Annotated in this window: 20 protein-coding genes, 1 rRNA gene and 1 other annotated feature; all 21 genes read right to left on the bottom strand. The window is 37.2% G+C overall.

Going from position 1 to position 18,445, the window contains the following annotated elements; translation table 11 throughout:
- Positions 1–147: 147 nt before the first annotated feature.
- Entirely contained in the window at positions 148–573 is a 426-nt protein-coding gene (gene rplK / locus ACYVEC_RS29455; protein ID WP_001085872.1) for a 50S ribosomal protein L11, read from the bottom strand.
- A gap of 167 nt (positions 574–740) precedes the next feature.
- Positions 741–1,274, bottom strand: coding sequence for a transcription termination/antitermination protein NusG (gene nusG, locus ACYVEC_RS29450; protein ID WP_000415794.1), 534 nt, complete (start codon positions 1,272–1,274; stop codon positions 741–743).
- Between the two features lie 131 nt (positions 1,275–1,405).
- Positions 1,406–1,585 (bottom strand): preprotein translocase subunit SecE, encoded by a 180-nt coding sequence (gene secE / locus ACYVEC_RS29445; RefSeq protein WP_001241321.1) that lies wholly within the window; start codon positions 1,583–1,585, stop codon positions 1,406–1,408.
- 32 nt (positions 1,586–1,617) lie between these two features.
- Positions 1,618–1,764, bottom strand: a complete 147-nt coding sequence (gene rpmG / locus ACYVEC_RS29440) for a 50S ribosomal protein L33 (protein ID WP_002070160.1) — start codon at positions 1,762–1,764, stop codon at positions 1,618–1,620.
- A 128-nt stretch (positions 1,765–1,892) separates the two neighbouring features.
- Positions 1,893–2,552: an RNA polymerase factor sigma-70 gene (locus ACYVEC_RS29435; protein WP_000387198.1), complete on the bottom strand. Its 660-nt coding sequence runs from the start codon at positions 2,550–2,552 to the stop codon at positions 1,893–1,895.
- A gap of 67 nt (positions 2,553–2,619) precedes the next feature.
- Positions 2,620–3,132: an NYN domain-containing protein gene (locus ACYVEC_RS29430; RefSeq protein ID WP_063222349.1), complete on the bottom strand. Its 513-nt coding sequence runs from the start codon at positions 3,130–3,132 to the stop codon at positions 2,620–2,622.
- Positions 3,133–3,135: 3 nt separating this feature from the next.
- The gene (gene rlmB / locus ACYVEC_RS29425; protein ID WP_063222348.1) at positions 3,136–3,879 is read right to left on the bottom strand and encodes a 23S rRNA (guanosine(2251)-2'-O)-methyltransferase RlmB; all 744 of its coding nucleotides are present in this window, start codon (positions 3,877–3,879) and stop codon (positions 3,136–3,138) included.
- Positions 3,876–4,283, bottom strand: a complete 408-nt coding sequence (locus tag ACYVEC_RS29420; RefSeq protein WP_000564261.1) for a Mini-ribonuclease 3 — start codon at positions 4,281–4,283, stop codon at positions 3,876–3,878. Before ACYVEC_RS29420 ends, rlmB begins: the two co-directional genes overlap by 4 nt.
- Before the next feature lie 2 nt (positions 4,284–4,285).
- Complete coding sequence (gene cysS, locus ACYVEC_RS29415) at positions 4,286–5,683, bottom strand: cysteine--tRNA ligase (protein WP_060629205.1); 1,398 nt, start codon at positions 5,681–5,683, stop codon at positions 4,286–4,288.
- Entirely contained in the window at positions 5,664–6,329 is a 666-nt protein-coding gene (gene cysE / locus ACYVEC_RS29410; protein ID WP_063222347.1) for a serine O-acetyltransferase, read from the bottom strand. The genes cysS and cysE overlap by 20 nt, the downstream gene beginning before the upstream one ends.
- Positions 6,330–6,476: 147 nt before the next feature.
- Positions 6,477–6,722, bottom strand: a binding site (T-box leader).
- Positions 6,723–6,769: 47 nt separating this feature from the next.
- Positions 6,770–8,227: a glutamate--tRNA ligase gene (gene gltX / locus ACYVEC_RS29405; RefSeq protein ID WP_098557118.1), complete on the bottom strand. Its 1,458-nt coding sequence runs from the start codon at positions 8,225–8,227 to the stop codon at positions 6,770–6,772.
- Between the two features lie 89 nt (positions 8,228–8,316).
- A complete protein-coding gene (gene ispF, locus ACYVEC_RS29400) occupies positions 8,317–8,793 on the bottom strand; it encodes a 2-C-methyl-D-erythritol 2,4-cyclodiphosphate synthase (protein WP_063222345.1) in 477 nt (158 codons plus the stop codon).
- 115 nt (positions 8,794–8,908) lie between these two features.
- Complete coding sequence (gene ispD / locus ACYVEC_RS29395) at positions 8,909–9,589, bottom strand: 2-C-methyl-D-erythritol 4-phosphate cytidylyltransferase (RefSeq protein ID WP_063222344.1); 681 nt, start codon at positions 9,587–9,589, stop codon at positions 8,909–8,911.
- A 16-nt stretch (positions 9,590–9,605) separates the two neighbouring features.
- On the bottom strand, positions 9,606–10,715 hold the full coding sequence (locus tag ACYVEC_RS29390) for a PIN/TRAM domain-containing protein (protein ID WP_063222343.1): 1,110 nt from the start codon (positions 10,713–10,715) through the stop codon (positions 9,606–9,608).
- Between the two features lie 160 nt (positions 10,716–10,875).
- Entirely contained in the window at positions 10,876–11,949 is a 1,074-nt protein-coding gene (gene disA / locus ACYVEC_RS29385; protein ID WP_063222342.1) for a DNA integrity scanning diadenylate cyclase DisA, read from the bottom strand.
- A 3-nt stretch (positions 11,950–11,952) separates the two neighbouring features.
- Positions 11,953–13,329 (bottom strand): DNA repair protein RadA, encoded by a 1,377-nt coding sequence (gene radA, locus ACYVEC_RS29380; protein WP_063222341.1) that lies wholly within the window; start codon positions 13,327–13,329, stop codon positions 11,953–11,955.
- 96 nt (positions 13,330–13,425) lie between these two features.
- A complete protein-coding gene (gene clpC / locus ACYVEC_RS29375) occupies positions 13,426–15,861 on the bottom strand; it encodes an ATP-dependent protease ATP-binding subunit ClpC (RefSeq protein WP_060629199.1) in 2,436 nt (811 codons plus the stop codon).
- A 22-nt stretch (positions 15,862–15,883) separates the two neighbouring features.
- On the bottom strand, positions 15,884–16,948 hold the full coding sequence (locus ACYVEC_RS29370) for a protein arginine kinase (RefSeq protein WP_063222340.1): 1,065 nt from the start codon (positions 16,946–16,948) through the stop codon (positions 15,884–15,886).
- Between the two features lie 4 nt (positions 16,949–16,952).
- A complete protein-coding gene (locus ACYVEC_RS29365; protein ID WP_063222339.1) occupies positions 16,953–17,501 on the bottom strand; it encodes a UvrB/UvrC motif-containing protein in 549 nt (182 codons plus the stop codon).
- A gap of 173 nt (positions 17,502–17,674) precedes the next feature.
- Positions 17,675–18,136 (bottom strand): transcriptional regulator CtsR, encoded by a 462-nt coding sequence (ctsR, locus tag ACYVEC_RS29360; RefSeq protein ID WP_060629196.1) that lies wholly within the window; start codon positions 18,134–18,136, stop codon positions 17,675–17,677.
- Between the two features lie 209 nt (positions 18,137–18,345).
- Positions 18,346–18,445, bottom strand: a 5S ribosomal RNA gene (gene rrf, locus ACYVEC_RS29355); the annotation flags it as partial.

Here is an 18,445-nt window from a genome sequence, read left to right as displayed (position 1 = left end):
CGGAATAACCTCCCACGTTTACGCTTATTTTCAGGTATAACCTGAGGATGCGCGCCATCCATTTATTTAAAAACGATAATCATTTACGATAATAAAGGTTGCGAATTGGAATTCCAGACCCGCAACCTTTTTTAAAAACAAATCGAATTAGTCTTCGATAACGATGCCCATACTGCGTGCAGTACCTTCAACCATACGCATTGCAGCTTCTACGCTAGCAGCGTTTAGGTCAGGCATTTTAGTTTCAGCGATTTCGCGTACTTTATCACGCTTAACAGTTGCCACTTTATTACGGTTTGGTTCACCAGAACCAGACTCAATACCAGCTACTTTCTTAAGAAGAACAGCAGCAGGAGGAGTTTTAGTAATGAAAGTGAATGAACGGTCCTCAAATACCGTAATTTCAACAGGGATGATAAGACCAGCTTGATCTGCTGTACGAGCGTTAAACTCTTTACAGAAGCCCATGATGTTAACACCTGCTTGTCCTAATGCTGGACCAACCGGTGGAGCTGGGTTAGCTTTACCTGCAGGAATTTGAAGTTTTACCATTTTAATTACCTTTTTAGCCACGAGACACACCTCCTTAAGTCCGTGATGTGGTCAATTGGACAGTGATTTGCCCTCCCACGTCATATTTTATCTGTAAGGATAAAATCTTTCAAAAAACGTCTCCGATAACGAAGACGTACTGACTTAAAAGATATTATCACTTTTTACAAATCATTTCAAGTTTCATTTTATAATTTTTCAATTTGATGGAAGTCAAGTTCAACTGGAGTCTCGCGACCAAACATGTCCACAAGCACGCTAACCTTTTTCTTCTCCACATCAATTTCTTCGATAGCACCTGTATAATCTGCGAATGGTCCCTCATTTACACGTACTGTCTCATGAAGTTCAAAGTCGAAATCAACCACTTCGTTGTCCATTCCCATATGTTTCATAATGGTAACAACTTCCTCTTCTAATAGAGGTGATGGTTTAGATCCAGAACCAGAAGAGCCAACGAACCCAGTTACACCTGGCGTGTTACGTACAACATACCAAGAGTCATCAGTCATGATTAATTCTACTAATACATAACCTGGGAACACTTTTCTTTTCATTAATTTTTCTTTACCGTTTTTCATTTCTACTTCTACTTCTTCCGGGACAACAACACGGAAAATTTTATCTTGCATACCCATTGATTCTACACGTTTCTCTAGGTTTGCTTTTACTTTATTTTCATATCCAGAATAAGTATGGACAACATACCAACTTTTTTCCATTCATTTAGGACGAGCGTCCTTCCCTCCCTGACGTACATTTTTTTGCGCAAATGAAAAAACCCGTTCACCGGGCTTTTACACAGTTCTTATAAATAACATTATATCATGGATAAGTGCTTCTTATTCAAGAATTAACCAAGAATTAACCGAATTAAAGAAGAAATGCCCATATCAACCACTGCGAAGAAAATCGCAAAGAAGACAACTGTAGCGATAACAGTCGCTGTTGAACGGAGTAATTCATCTTTTTTAGGCCAACTTACTTTTTTCATTTCGCGACCTACATCGCCGAAAAAGTTCGTTAAACGCATCTACGGGACCTCCAGTGTATTATTTCAATTATTTATTTTGTTTCCTTGTGAACTGTATGCTGATTGCATGTTTTACAGAATTTCTTTATTTCAAGTCGCTCTACCGAGCTCGTATCTTTCATCGTAGAGTAGTTTCGATTTTTACACTCTTCACATGAGAGTACAACTTTTTTCCTCATTAGTTACACCAACCTTGTAACATTATGTCCCTAAAAATGTATCATACAACAAAAGACAATGTCAATGACATGCCTTTTGTACTCTCTGCAAAAAGAAAACAGGTGATTTTTTACACCTGTAGCACTTGTTATGAATTTAAAGTGGTACTCTCTCTCATTTCCATATATCGTTCCAATTTCCGCTTCACCCTCTGTAAAGCATTATCAATAGATTTCACATGTCTATTTAACTGTTCCGAAATCTCTTGATAAGAACGACCGTCTAGATATAAAGAAAGCACTTTCCTTTCTAAATCGCTTAATAATTCAGATATTTTAGATTCTATGTCTGTATATTCTTCCTGACTTATAATCATTTCTTCAGGATCAGTTACCTTCGCTTCCGAAATAACATCTAATAATGTCCGATCAGATTCCTCATCATAAATCGGCTTATCTAAAGACACATACGAATTTAACGGAATATGTTTTTGCCTGGTTGCTGTTTTAATAGCGGTAATAATTTGTCGAGTGATACACAGTTCAGCAAATGCTTTGAATGAAGACAGCTTGTCCTCTTTATAATCACGAATCGCTTTAAACAATCCAATCATACCTTCTTGCACAATATCTTCTCGATCGGCACCCACTAAGAAATAAGATCTTGATTTCGCGCGAACAAAGTTCTTATATTTGTGAATCAAATATTCTAGAGCGTCAGTATTACCTTTTCGAACTAACTCAACGATTGCCTCATCCTCTAAATCACGAAATGTAACGTCGCCTACACTTACGAAGCCTGCTTCCACCTTGATCCCTCCGACCGCTATTTATTTAGCAATATTATACAGTAAAAAGATAAAGAGCGTCAATGCTTCAACGCTCTCCTCTTCTTAATTTTTCTAATTTTTCTGTAATATCTTTACTGAATATCTTTCGCATGGCGGGTTGCTTTTCTTTTGTGTCTTGTGTACGCCTTCTTACTTGTTGCTCCATCGCTTGTACTTCTAACTCTAATTCACGTGCAGATTTCCGAAGAGCACCTTGTGCAAATATAACCCATTGTTCCGTATAATCAGAAGTCGCAACATATATTTGTGTATTTATATTTCTAAGCTCGATCGCAAGCTGCTCTATCTTTTCATCTGCAGTTTGATTCTTCCTCGTGAATATGACTTCCACATGCGATTGTTTCATCTTTTTTTCAATACCGTGGACTGTATAAGCATCAAAAACTATCATTACCTTTGTACCTGTGTAACCTTGGTAATCCGCCATCTTATCAATCAGTGCATCTCTTGATGATTGCAAATCTACATCCCGTAGTTTCTTCAATTCTCCCCAAGCTCCGATAATGTTGTAACCGTCAACGATTAAAATATCGTTCATTTTTTATTTACCAATTTCGTGACGTTTACGATATACCTCATACATTAACAAACTTGCGGCTACTGAAGCATTTAAGGATGTAACTTTACCGACCATCGGTAAAGTTATTAGGAAATCACATTTTTCACCAATAATACGACTCATACCTTTTCCTTCACTGCCAATTACTAATCCAATTGGCATTTTACCATCTAAATTACGGTAATCCGTTTTCCCTTTTGCATCCGTACCAGCGATCCAAAGTCCACGTTCTTTTAATTCATCAATTGTACGAGATAAATTCGTTACGCGTGCAACGGGAATATATTCAATTGCTCCAGTAGATGCTTTCGCAACTGATGCTGTAAGTCCCACAGCTCTTCTTTTCGGAATAATAATTCCATGAGCTCCTGTTGCATCCGCAGTACGCATAATAGAACCTAGGTTATGCGGGTCTTCAATTTCATCTAAAATTAAGAAGAACGGATCTTCATTACGCTTCTCTGCTACTTTGAATAGATCTTCTAACTCAGCATATTGATAGGCAGCCACTTGAGCAATTACCCCTTGATGGTTCCCCTCAACTAATTGATCTAACTTCTTTTTTGGTGCATGTTGTAAAATAATCTTATTTTCTTTCGCTAGTGCTAGTACAATTTGTACTTGTCCTTTGGCAGCACCTTCTGCAACCCAAATTTTATTGATATCTCTTCCTGATCGTAACGCTTCAATTACAGGGTTACGTCCGATAATATATTCACTACTCATGATGATGTGCCCCCTTCCTTTTCTTCTAAAACAGCAATTGCCTTATATACAATTTCGTCTAATCTTTCACGATTATTTAATAAGTGATGATAGCCAATTAGCGCTTCAAATGCTGTACTATGTCGATATGTTTGTACATCCGTATTTTTTGGAACAGTACCTGAGTTTGCATTACGCCCTCTTCTTAGTACCGCTTCTTCTTCCTCAGTTAAAAATGCTGTCTCTAATAAATGATAAACAACTTTCGCCTGTGCTTTTGCCGAAACAAAGCTCGTCCCTAATCGATGCAATTGATTAGGACGAACTTTCCCTTTTTGAAGTAGATGATAGCGGATATATTGTTCATATACCGCATCACCCATATATGCTAACGCTAAGCTGTTTAATTGCTTTGCATCAATCATTCTTATCCTCTTTTCCATCTTGTACCTTGAGCGGTATCTTCTAAAATAATATTACGGTCTTTTAAATCATCGCGAATTTTATCTGATAACGCAAAATCACGATTTTTACGAGCTTCAATGCGTTTTTGAATAAGCGCCTCAATTTCTTCATCAAGCAACTCGTCTTGCGCTAATTCTAACCCTAGAATATCAAATAATGTTTCAAGTTGTTTTACATACGCTTCAATTACCACTTTAGACGTATGCTCTTCCAGTAAATATTGATTTGCATGATTTGCTACATTATATAATTCAGTGATTGCATTAGCAGTGTTGAAGTCATCATTCATTGCTTCTTCAAATGCAGTCTGGAATTTTTCCAGCTCAGCTAACCATTTCTCATTATGATCTGTTAAATCCGTACTACTTTCCATACGGTGTTTTAAGTTACCGTAAGCCGTTTTAATTCTTTCCAGTCCGTTATTTGTGCTTTGTAATAACTCTTCACTGAAATTAATTGGGTGACGGTAATGTACTGATAGCATAAAGAATCTAATTAACTGTGGATCATATTGCTTAATGATATCGTGAACCAAAATGAAGTTCCCAAGTGACTTAGACATCTTCTCATTATTAATATTAATATATCCATTGTGCATCCAATAACGTGCAAATGTTTTTCCTGTTAACGCCTCAGACTGCGCAATTTCATTCTCATGATGAGGAAATGCCAAGTCTTGACCACCAGCGTGAATATCGATTGTATCTCCTAAGTATTTACGCGCCATTGCCGAGCATTCAATATGCCACCCTGGACGACCTTTACCCCAAGGGCTTTCCCAGAAGATTTCTCCTTCTTTCGCAGCTTTCCATAAAGCAAAATCAAGAGGGTCTTGTTTCTTTTCTCCTACTTCAATACGCGCACCGTGGCGTAAGTCTGCGATTGGTTGATGCGATAATTTACCGTACCCTTCAAATTCCTTCGTTCTAAAGTACACATCGCCTTCTGATTCATATGCATATCCTTTATTCACAAGTTCTTGAATAAATTCAATAATGATATCCATATTTTCCGTTACACGCGGATGAACCGTTGCATGTTTGCAACCTAGTGCTGTTACATCTTCAAAGTACGCTTCAACGAAACGGTCAGCAATTGTCGGCACATCTTCACCTAATTCATTTGCTGCTTTAATTAACTTATCATCTACGTCAGTAAAGTTAGATACGTACTGCACATCATACCCTTTATATTCTAAATAACGGCGTACTGTATCAAATACCATAGGTGGTCTTGCATTCCCAATGTGAATATAGTTATAAACTGTAGGTCCACATACATACATCTTTACCTTATTTTCTTCTAATGGAGTAAACTCTTCCTTTTGACGTGTTAACGTATTATAAATGTGAATAGTCATTTTTATCCTTCCTTTCTACCTTTACTTCAAGTTGTTTTTTCAATTTATCAAGTTCTACTTCCATGACCTTTAATTTATCAAAAATTGGGTCTGGAAGGTCAGAATGATTTAATTCTTGACCGATCTTTACTCCATTTTGAATAACGACTCGGCCAGGTATACCTACAACTGTAGAATGTGCAGGGACTTCTTTTAATACGACAGACCCCGCTCCAATTTTAGAATTCTCTCCAACTGTAATAGAACCTAGTACCTTAGCACCTGTTGCAATTAATACATTATCCTGAATTGTAGGGTGCCTCTTTCCCTTTTCTTTACCCGTACCACCTAATGTAACTCCTTGATAGATCGTTACATTATCACCAATTTCACACGTTTCTCCAATTACAACCCCCATTCCATGGTCTATGAAAAAACGACGACCAATTGTTGCTCCTGGATGAATCTCAATGCCAGTAAAGAAACGACTAACCTGTGAGACCCAACGTGCAATAAAGAAGAAATTCTTTTTATAAAAAGCATGTGCAATTCGATGGGCCCAAACTGCATGTAATCCAGAGTAAGTCAAAATGACTTCGAAATAACTTCTTGCCGCTGGATCCTGTTCAAAAACGACTTCAATATCTTCCCGAAGCCTCTTAAACATCGACGTTCCCTCCCCTTTATGGGATGCTTTTTCGAGCGAACTAACTCCCTTAACTCCCTACTTCTCCCCCTAAATCTTTATGCACGGGGATAAAACTTATACTCATACCCATTTTTACGGTATAAAAAAAGACGCCTCTGTCATATTGACAGAGACGCCTTATAAGCGCGGTTCCACTCTGTTTAGGCTAAAGAAGCCTCAAACTCATCTCTGATAACGGTACACACCGCTTCTGCTTACTTTACGCCCTAAGACATTTCACAAAACAATTTGCTGTTCAGCAGAAGACTCGAAGGGGCATTTCAAAAATCCGCTTATAAACCACTTCCAGCCTAAAGGTGGTTCTCTCTGTAAAAAGCCTGATTTTCTACTTCTCCTTCTCGTCGCTTTTCCTTATTAGGTTTTAAGTATACTTATTATATTTCTAAACCTAGAAAATGTTAACCAATTACTTTTTGAAGACGATTTAACACTTTTTCTTTTCCAAGAAGTACAATAGCATTAGGAAGTTCTGGGCCATGTGTTTGACCAGTAGTTGCAACACGGATTGGCATAAATAAGTTTTTACCTTTATGACCTGTTTCCTTTTGGACTGCTTTAATAGCCGCCTTAATTGCTGCTGGTTCCATCGCTTCTAGTGCTTCTACTTGACCGGCAAATGCACGAAGTACTTCTGGTACTTGTTCACCTTTTAATACTTCTTGTCCTTCTTCTTCATAATCAACATGATCTTTGAAGAACATTTCAGAAAGCTCTACAATTTCAGCTCCAAAACTCATTTGGTCATGATACAACGCAATTACATCACGAATCCAAGCTTGTTCTTGTTCACTTAAAGTTTCACCTATACGTCCAGCTTTCACTAGATGCGGTAAGCTTAATTCTACCACCGTATCTAAATCTTGCTTTTTCATATATTGGTTGTTCATCCATTTTAGTTTTTGAGAATCAAATAATGCAGGTGATTTTGATAAACGAGCTGCATCGAACATTTTGATAAACTCTTCTTGAGAGAAGATTTCTTCTTCTCCCACTGGCGACCAACCTAGTAATGCAATAAAGTTAAAGATTGCTTCTGGAAGATATCCAAGCTCTTTATATTGCTCAATAAATTGAATAATAGATTCATCGCGCTTACTTAATTTTTTACGGCTTTCATTTACAATTAAAGTCATATGACCGAATTGCGGAATATCCCAACCGAAAGCTTCATAAATCATCATTTGTTTTGGCGTGTTTGAAATATGATCATCACCACGAAGTACGTGTGTAATTTCCATTAAGTGATCATCTACTGCTACCGCAAAGTTATAAGTTGGAATTCCATCTTTTTTCACGATAACGAAATCACCAAAATCATTTGAATGGAATGCAACTTCATCTTTTACAATATCTTTAAATGTGTAATCACGGTCAGCTGGTACACGGAAACGAATACTCGGAATACGTCCCTCAGCTTCAAATTCTTTCACTTGTGCTTCAGTTAAATCACGGTGGTTACCTGCGTAACGAGGTGTTTCACCACGAGCGATTTGCCCTTCACGTTCCGCTTCTAGCTCTTCTTCTGTCATATAACATTTGTAAGCTAAACCACGCTCTAATAAATCTTCATATAATTTTTTATACATATCTAAACGCTCTGTTTGACGATATGGTCCAAATTCACCACCAACATCAACACCTTCATCCCAGTCCATACCGAGCCATTTCAAGTATTTTAATTGGCTTTCTTCTCCACCAGCAACATTACGTTTTACATCAGTATCTTCAATACGAATAATAAACTTACCATCTTGATGACGAGCAAATAAATAATTAAATAATGCCGTACGCGCATTTCCGATATGTAAGTGTCCTGTTGGACTTGGCGCATAGCGCACTCTCACTTGCTTTTCCATAATTGGTACACCTTCCATTCTTAATGTCAACACATTCTATAATTGTACACCAAAAAAATGTGATTATCCATCTTACGAATTAAAAACCATTATTTTTTCTGTAATAAAACAACTGCTTGAGAAGCAATTCCTTCTTCCCTACCTGTAAATCCTAATTTTTCTGTTGTTGTTGCCTTTACATTGATATTATCAATAGACGTTTCTAATAGTTCGCTAATGCGTTTACGCATACTTTCAATATGTGGTGCCATTTTCGGCTTTTGGGCGATAATTGTACAATCTAGGTTCCCTAGCTCATAACCTTGTTCACGTACAAATTCCCAAACCTTCTGTAACAACACAGCTGAATCCGCATCTTTAAAGGTAGGGTCTGTATCGGGGAAATGTTTTCCAATATCACCTGCCGCAATTGCACCTAAACATGCGTCTGCGATCGTATGTAATAATACATCTGCATCCGAGTGACCGATCAATCCTTTCTCATGAGGAATTGTAATTCCACCGATAATTAACGGTCTACCTTCCGCAAATTCATGTACGTCAAAACCTTGTCCAATTCGAAACATTCTTTACATCCTCCTCAAGCTAAACTACTAAGCTTTATGACTCTATATTATATCGCTATCCCTATAAAGAAAAGCCCGGCCTTTGCCGAGCTTTTCTTCGCTATAATCATTGCTATTATTTCTTTTGAACGTGAAGAAAGCTTTCAGCAATTAGTAAATCCTCTGGAGTCGTCACTTTAATATTATAGTAACTCCCCTCTACTACACCTACTTGCTTCCCGATACGTTCCACGAGACTTGCATCATCTGTACCAAGGAAACAACTCTGCTTCGCACTTCTATGAGCTTCTAACAAAAGAGAAACAGAGAACCCTTGCGGTGTTTGTACAGCTTTAAGCTGAGATCTTTCTACTGTTTCGACAACAACACCCTGCTGTACTTTCTTAACGGTATCTTTCACTGGCACCGCACAAATGGAAGCTCCATATTTTTCTGCTGCAGTTAATACATCTTGGATCACTTTATTTGTTACGAACGGGCGCGCACCGTCATGTACAAGAACATACTCAACATCACTCGTATGCTGAATCGCGTTATACACACTATCTTGTCTTTCAGCTCCACCCTGAATAAATTGTACTGGCTTTTCAACCGGATACTTATGCATTAGCTCTTCAAAATATGGGCGCTCTTCTTCGTTAATTGCCATGATAATATTTTTACATGCTTTATCCTTTTCAAAAGCACGTAACGTATGCACAATAATCGGTACTTCATTAATAAGTAAAAACAACTTATTTTTGCCAGCACCCATTCGCTTTCCTTGACCAGCTGCTGGAATAATTAATGTATACATATTAATAATCCTCTACTTATAATGCTTTTTCTAATAATTTACGTTTGGCGAAAATCATACGACCAGCTGATGTTTGTAACACACTCGTAACAAGTACATCAAGTTGCGAACCTACGTATTCTCTACCATCTTCTACTACAATCATCGTGCCATCATCTAAATATGCAACACCTTGATTTTGTTCTTTTCCATCTTTTACAACATAAACACTTAGTTCTTCACCTGGGAGTACAACAGGTTTAATCGCATTAGCTAAATCGTTAATATTTAACACCGTTACCCCTTGTAATTCAGAGACTTTATTTAAGTTGAAATCATTCGTTACTACCGTTCCACCAGTGATTTTCGCCAACTTTACAAGTTTGCTATCCACTTCTTGAATATCATCAAAATCGCCTTCATAAATTTCTACCGGAATCGGCATCTCTTTTTGAATACGATTTAAAATATCTAATCCTCTGCGACCACGATTACGCTTTAAAGCATCAGAAGAATCGGCAATGTGCTGAAGTTCTTCTAACACGAATTGTGGAATCACAATTGTTCCTTCTAAAAACTTTGTTTGGCAAATATCAGCAATACGTCCATCGATAATTACACTCGTATCAAGAATTTTCCAATGAGTTGTAGATTCTTCTACCTCAGTTTCAGTTTCTTCATTCTCACTATTATTATTTTTCTTCTTCCCACGTTGTGGTAATGTAAATAATCCTAGCAATTCATTCCTCTTCTTAAACCCTACTTGGAATCCTAAGTATCCAAGTAAAAGAGTAAAGAACACTTGCAACACTGTACTAATAACTGGAATTGTAAATTCACGAATTGGTATTAAAATTAAATATGCAACAATAAGACCAGAGATTAACCCTAATGTACCAAATAAAACATCCGCTACAGGCGCCTTTACAAGGGCCTCTTCAATATGCTTAATAAGTTGAACGATATAATCTACAAGCCAAAATGTTGTTAAAAATAAAATAATTGCACCAATAATTGCACGAACATACGATCCTTCCAATAAAGGAACGGCACCCATGTCTAATACATTAATAACTTTTGGGATTAAGTAAATCCCTAATGCTCCCCCGATTACTAAAAAGAAGAGCTGTACAATCCGTTTTAACATCCAACCACCTCCTACTCATTATTAACCATTGTTTCGCTAATCAAAACGCCGAATGCAAAAGCGGACGTGTTTTTTTATAAATAGTTTTATTTACCAATATATCATATCATATACCAAAAGTGTTCTAGTGTCGTTATATTATGGAATCAATGTAATATTCTTAATTGTGTCTACTCATATAGAGATGCTCTTGAATTCTTTTTAGGCCTTCTCGTATTTTCTTCGCCCTGACTTCCCCAATTCCTTCCACATCATCTAATTCATTAATAGTTGCCCGACAAACACCTTGCAAAGTTTTAAATCGATTAATTAAATTTTCAATGATAAGTGGTGGAACACGTGAAATTTTGCTGGTGATTCGGTATCCTCTCGGTGTCACACTTTCTTCTAAACTCGTTTGCCCTGGATATCCAAGCAATTTAACTAAATCACTATCCTCTAGAAGTTGTGTATTTGCAAGTTCTTGTAACTTTTTCAAAATTTGATGATGGTCTTGTGTTTTTTCTTGATGGTAATCTTTTATTAATAGCGCTGCCTCTGCTTCTAAATCAGCTAGTAGTTCAGTAAGTTGTAAACGAATTAACCTACCTTCTGTTCCTAGTTCATGAATATAGCTCAATATTTCATTTTTAATACGTAGTACCATTTCAACACTATGTAAAACATGAACCACCTCGGACATTGTAACAACCTCTTCAAATTCTAGAATGCCCAAATTCGTAATCCCATCATTCCATACAGCTTTATATTTTTCTAACGTTTGAATAGCTTGGTTTGCCTTTGTTAAAATAACACCTATATCTTTTAGTGTATAACGTAAATTCCCTTGATATAGTGTAATTACGTTACGTCTTTGTGAAATAGCCACAACAAGGCTACCTGTCTGCTTCGCTACACGCTCTGCCGTTCGGTGACGCATTCCCGTTTCAATAGAATCAATAGATGCCTCTGGAACTAATTGTGCGTTCGCAATTAAAATTTTACTTCCCGTTTCATTTAAAATAAGTGCCCCATCCATTTTTGCTAACTCGTATAAACTAGCAGGAGAGAATGCACAATTAATATGAAAACCTCCATCGACAATACTTTTAATCTGCTCGTTATATCCAAGAACAATTAATCCCCCTGTTTGTGCGCGAAGTACATTATCTATCCCTTCGCGCAGTGGTGTTCCCGGAGCCACGAGCTGTAAAATATTAATCATATTTTTGACACGTTGCTTGTTTTCTTCCATAGCCTAGCCTCCTAATGTCAAACGAAGCGCTTCTCCCAAATTAGATACACCTACTACCTCAATCCCATCCGGAATTGTCCATCCTCCCAAATTTTTTCTAGGAATAATAGCACGTTGAAATCCTAATTTAGCTGCTTCTTGTACACGTTGTTCAATTCTTGATACTCTTCTTATTTCTCCAGTTAATCCTACTTCTCCTATTACTGCATCGGTTGGTGCCGTAGATTTATCTCTAAAACTTGAAGCTATACTTAAAGCCACAGCTAAATCAATTGCTGGTTCATCTAATTTCAAACCACCTGCTACTTTTAAATATGCGTCTTGATTTTGCAATAATAAACCTGTTCTTTTTTCTAACACTGCCATAATAAGTGATACACGGTTATGATCAATTCCCGTCGCCATTCTTCGAGGGTTTCCAAAACTAGTAGGGGAGATTAATGCTTGTATTTCTACTAAAACTGGTCTTGTTCCTTCCATTGAGGCTACCACTGTTGATCCTGCAACCCCAACAGGTCTTTCCTCAAGGAAAATTTCAGAAGGGTTTAAGACTTCCGCAAGGCCAAGTTCTTTCATTTCAAAAATACCCATTTCATTCGTGGAACCAAAACGATTCTTCACAGCTCGCAAAATACGATATGTATGATGACGGTCTCCTTCAAAGTAAAGAACTGCATCGACCATATGTTCTAACATACGAGGTCCTGCAATTGCACCTTCTTTTGTCACATGTCCGACGATAAAAATAGGGATTCCTTTCGTTTTTGCAAGTTTCATTAATTCTGCTGTACATTCACGTACTTGTGCCACGCTTCCCGGTGCTGACGTCACCTCAGGTAAATGTATCGTTTGAATAGAATCAATAACAACAAAAGCTGGATTCATCTCTTCAATGTGTGCTGCAATTCGCTGTAAATCCGTTTCTGCTACAACAAATAGATTACTACCCTTTACATGCAAACGATCTGCACGAAGTTTAATCTGCTTTGCTGACTCCTCACCCGATATGTATAGTACATCATATGAAGAATCCGCTAATTGTGATGAAATCTGTAATAACAATGTTGATTTTCCAATCCCAGGATCTCCACCAATAAGTACTAAGGACCCATCTACAATCCCGCCCCCAAGTACACGGTTAAACTCTTGAAATTTTGTTTCAATACGCGCCTCAGACTTTGTTTCTACTTCAGTAAGACGTCTTGGCTTTGTTACTTCTGTTTGAATCGCATTGGCATAATTAAGGCGCCTTGATGATATAACCGGCTCCATCTCTTCAACAAGCGTATTCCATTGACCACATCCAGGGCACTTCCCCATATATTTCGGTGACTGATAACCACACTCTTGACATGTGAATTTTGTTTTCTTTTTAGCCATATCGTTTTATATTTCACTTCACTTTCATCTATAAACAATTTATCCTTCTCGTACAAGAAAGAGGGCTATCTCGTAGCCCTCTTAGTTTGTCTATACTTATTTTACCTTTTCAGCACTATGAATGACAAATGATTCTCCTTCAACATCAAAGATAACTTTTTGTCCTTTCTCAATAGCACCTTTTAAAAGTTCTTCCGATAGTCTATCTTCTACATGTTTCTGAATTGCTCTACGAAGCGGGCGAGCACCGTATTCTCGGTCAAATCCTTTATCAGCAATGGCTGAAATCGCTCCTTCTGTTAAATGCAATTCAATCTCTTGCTCTTTTAAGCGATTCACTAACTGATTCACCATAAGTGTTACAATCTCTTGAATATGTTTTTTCTCAAGCATATGGAACACGATAATTTCATCAATACGGTTTAAGAATTCTGGACGAAATGCTTTTTTCAGTTCATCCATTACTTTACCTTTCATATCTGAATAATCGCGGCTCTCATCTTGTACGTTAAATCCAAGATGTTTATTACGTTTTAACGCGTCTGCACCAACGTTAGATGTCATAATAACAATTGTATTACGGAAATCAACCGTACGCCCTTTAGAATCCGTTAAGCGACCATCTTCTAATACTTGTAGTAAAATATTAAACACATCAGGATGAGCTTTCTCTACTTCATCTAATAGGACAACTGAATATGGCTTACGGCGAACCTTTTCTGTTAATTGTCCACCTTCTTCATATCCAACATATCCTGGAGGAGATCCAACTAAACGAGAGGTAGAATGCTTCTCCATGTACTCAGACATATCGATGCGAATCATTGCATCCTCATCACCGAACATAGATTCCGCTAACGCTCTTGCTAGCTCCGTCTTACCTACACCTGTTGGTCCTAAGAAAATAAATGAACCAATCGGACGTTTCGGATCTTTCAATCCTGCTCTAGCACGACGAACGGCTTTCGCTACAGCTACTACCGCTTCATCTTGACCAATAACACGATCGTGAAGAATGGATTCTAAGTTTAATAATTTATCAGTCTCTGTTTGTGCAAGTTTAGAAACCGGAATACGCGTCCACGTAGATACGACATTTGCAATATCTTCTACTGTTACTTCTGAGTTTTCTTGTCCTTGTTTCTCTTTCCACTGACGCTTCGTATCTTCTAACTTCTCACGCAAGCGTTGTTCCATATCACGTAAGGAAGCAGCTTTTTCAAATTCTTGACTTTGTACAGCTGCATCTTTTTCTTTTCTAATTTCCTCAAGCTTCACTTCAAGCTCTTTTAAATTTGGTGGTGTTGTATAAGAGCGTAAGCGAACCTTAGAAGCAGCTTCATCAATTAAATCAATTGCTTTATCTGGTAAGAAACGATCTGTAATATAACGATCTGAAAGCTTTACAGCTGCATCAATTGCATCATCTGTAATAGATACGCGGTGATGTGCCTCATAGCGATCACGTAAACCTTTCAAGATTTGAGTTGATTCGTCTAAACTTGGCTCATCAACATGAATTGGTTGGAAACGTCTCTCTAAAGCCGCGTCTTTTTCAATATATTTGCGATATTCATCTAACGTTGTCGCCCCAATACATTGTAACTCCCCGCGAGCTAAAGAAGGTTTTAAAATGTTCGATGCATCAATAGCACCTTCTGCTCCACCTGCACCAATTAATGTATGAAGTTCATCAATAAATAGAATAATATTTCCCGCCTGACGGATTTCATCCATTACTTTCTTCAAACGATCTTCAAATTCACCACGATATTTCGTTCCAGCTACCACTGTACCCATATCTAATGTCATAACACGCTTATCTCTTAAAGTTTCAGGAACTTCATTATTTACGATTTGTTGTGCTAATCCTTCAGCAATCGCCGTTTTACCTACACCAGGCTCTCCAATTAATACAGGATTGTTTTTTGTTCTACGGCTTAACACTTCAATTACACGTTGAATTTCTTTACCACGCCCAATAACAGGGTCTAAACGATTTTCACGTGCAACAACTGTTAAATCACGTGCTAAGCTATCCAGTGTTGGTGTATTTGCATTTGTTGAAGAGCCACCTTGGTGACCTGAACTTGCTTCATTACTTCCAAGAAGTTGCAATACTTGTTGTCTTGCCTTATTTAGGCTAACACCTAAGTTATTTAAAACACGCGCTGCTACACCTTCACCTTCACGGATTAAACCAAGTAAGATATGTTCTGTTCCAACGTAAGAATGACCTAATTTACGAGCTTCATCCATAGACAACTCAATAACCTTTTTAGCACGCGGTGTATAATGTACCGTTTGAGAAGCTTCTGTTCCGCGTCCAATTAACGCTTCTACTTCTTTTTGAACTTTCTCTGGACTTAATCCTAGAGCAATCAACGCTTTTGCTGCAATTCCTTCCCCTTCGCGTACAAGCCCAAGTAAAATATGTTCTGTTCCAATATTATTATGCCCAATGCGAATTGCTTCCTCTTGAGATAAAGCTAATACTTTTTGTGCTCTTTCTGTAAATCTTCCAAACATCATAGAAATCGCCTCCTACTTGCGCTTAGTTTTTTTCAATACGTAATCGCTCACGGATTAAGGTTGCTCTTCGATAATCTCTTTCTTCTGGTCCCAAAGGTCCTCCTGCATATTGTTGTAAAATGCCTGGTTGTGTAAGGACCATTAGCTCAGTCAAAATATTTCTCGATACACCTTTTATATATCCTAAATCAATACCAAGTCGTACATCTGATAAGCAAGTGGCTGCTTCCGCAGATTGAATTAACCGACTGTTTGCTAGTATGCCATAAGAGCGATAAACTTTATCTTCAAGCTCAATGCTTGAATTTTGTACAATTAATTCTCTAGCCATTTTTTCTTGTTGTATGATTTGTTGAATGACACTCTTTAAATCTGCAATAATATCTTCTTCAGATTTTCCTAGCGTCATTTGATTTGACACTTGAAATATATTACCTAACGCTTCGCTACCTTCACCGTATATTCCTCTTACTACTAACCCTAATTTCTGAATTACTTGTATAATACGGCTAATTCTTTTCGTTAAAACGAGTCCTGGTAAGTGAATCATTACAGAAGCCCTTAATCCAGTACCAACGTTAGTAGGACAACTCGTAATATATCCAAGTGATTCATCAAAAGCATATTCAACCTCTTCCTCTATCCAATTATCTATTTGATTGGCACTTTGAAGAGCCTCTGATAATTGCAATCCTGAAAATAAGCACTGAATTCGAATATGGTCTTCTTCATTAAGCATAACACTAATATGTTCGCTTTCTGACAATAGACATGCTCCATATTCTGTTCCTGCAAGGTTGGGACTAATTAAATGCTTTTCAACTAATACTCTCCTTTGAAGAGGTGTTAATTCATTCATTTTTAATAGTTCAAACTCTCCAAAAGGTTCTACCGTTTTATTTATAAATTCCTTTTTAAATAATTCATGAATCTGTTTAGCTTCTTCTTCGCTTTGCATAGTAGAGAATTGATATTTTTTAAAATTACGAGCCAAACGAATTCGACTACTTAAAACAATATCAGAATCAGGGCCATCCCCCTTCATCCATGGACTAATCGCTTCATTCATAATTTTGTCCAGTGACATAGAACTATTCCCCCTCTCTATGCTCACTAAGCTGATTTTCAAGACCTCGAATTTTATCCCTTACTTCAGCAGCTTTCTCAAACTCCTCTTTCTGTACGTATTGTTTCAGAATGAGTTTTAGTTCATCTAATTCTTTCTTTAAGTGAACATTTCCTTCTATACGTTCCGGAATTTTTCCACAATGATCTGTATGTCCCCCGTGAAGACGTTTTAATAATGGCTTTAAATGTTCCTTAAATGTATCGTAACAAGAAGCACATCCAAAGCGTCCCACCTTTGTAAATTGTTCATATGTCATCTTACAATCTGGGCATCTTAATATACTTGTATTCGAAAACCCGTTTTTTCCTTCTTCAAACATTGTTGATTCACCGTGTAATAACCCAGCAAATAAATCATGAAATGAAAAGTTAGACTGCGATGATTGAAAGAAAGACGTATAGCCACTTTGTTCTGCACATTGCTCACAAAGATGAACTTCCGCCTTCTTTTCGTTGATTACTTTTGTATAATGTAAAGTTGCTGGTCTTATATTACAGTTTTGACAAGTCATCACTATCCCCACCTTTATAACAGGAACGATCTATCTCATAGTACTTTTCATACATTACTAGATGGTTCACTTTCCTTTATTCGTTTAAATAAAAGTGCGTGTTCTTTTTTCAAAACCTCTACAATATTTAACTACCTTATCTCTTAGTTATTATTCTTTTACAACAGCTGTATTTATTTATATTTCAGTGTTCTTAACATTGCGCATAATATTCGAGCCCTAAGTTCATCTCGAGAAGGAACATCCATTGATAATACAGAACGATCTAGTACACTTAGCATAAGTTTAGCTTCACGATTTGTTATGATTCCCTCTTCTATTAAACGTATAATCATACTCTCTGCATTCCCTTGTGCAATGCTATGATCAATCATATGAAGCATTTGATCAATAATGTCTATATCATCATGCAGTTTGACTTTTATAATGCGAATGTAACCTCCTCCACCACGTTTACTTTCTACTACAAATCCTCTTTCTAACGTAAAACGGGTATTGATTACATAATTGATTTGAGATGGTACGCACTCGAATCGATCCGCAATCTCATTTCTTTTGATTTCAATCACATTATTATTACTTAAGTCAATAACTTGCTTTAGATATTGCTCAATGATATCAGATATATTTCTCATTTATCCGCCACCTTTATTGACTTTGACTATCTTTGACTTTAATTATATACGTATTAATAAAATTTGCAACTCTTTTGCTTATTCACTATCCTAGCCACGTTCCCTTGTATTTAATCAAAATAATTATTATTTAAACACATTTTTTAATTACTATGGATTATAAAAGAAAACACAAAAAAACACGAATCATTTGATTCGTGTTTTAGCTTGCTTGGCGACGTCCTACTCTCACAGGGACAAGGTCCCAACTACCATCGGCGCTAGAGAGCTTAACTTCCGTGTTCGGTATGGGAACGGGTGTGACCTCTC

This window comes from Bacillus sp. MN7755 (genome assembly GCF_054771475.1).
This window is presented reverse-complemented; position numbering and strand designations above follow the sequence as displayed.